This window comes from Streptomyces malaysiensis subsp. samsunensis, from assembly GCF_024519315.1.
Lineage (GTDB): Bacteria > Actinomycetota > Actinomycetes > Streptomycetales > Streptomycetaceae > Streptomyces > Streptomyces malaysiensis.
In genome coordinates this window covers 1-365 of sequence record NZ_JANIIC010000283.1, presented here as the reverse complement: position 1 = coordinate 365, position 365 = coordinate 1, and the positions used below count along the sequence as shown (strand labels likewise).

Sequence of the window (365 nt, the reverse complement as noted above, 5' to 3'; positions counted from 1 at the left end):
GGTGAGCCGCTTGGCCTTCCGACCCTGCGCCTCGAAGAACGCCGCGATCTCCAGCGCCACGTCCTCATCACCCGCGATCACCACCGACGTGGGCCCGTTGAGCGCGGCAATGCTCACACGCTCGGTCAGCAGCGGCACCACCTCGTCCTCCGACGCCTGCACCGCCACCATCGCACCACCCGACGGCAACTCCTGCATCAACCGCCCACGAGCCGCCACCAACGCCGCAGCATCGGCCAGGGAGAGCACACCGGCCACATGCGCGGCCGCCAACTCACCAATCGAATGCCCGGACAGGAAGTCCGGCGTCAGACCCCACGCCTCCACCAACCGGAACAACGCCACCTCGACCGCGAACAACGCGG

At 68.8% G+C, this 365-nt stretch carries 1 protein-coding gene; it reads right to left on the bottom strand.

Translation table 11 applies throughout. The annotated features are described in order from the left end of the window. Nucleotides 1–365: acyltransferase domain-containing protein (locus NQU54_RS48905; protein ID WP_257636702.1), on the bottom strand; the 365-nt coding region annotated here is incomplete at both ends.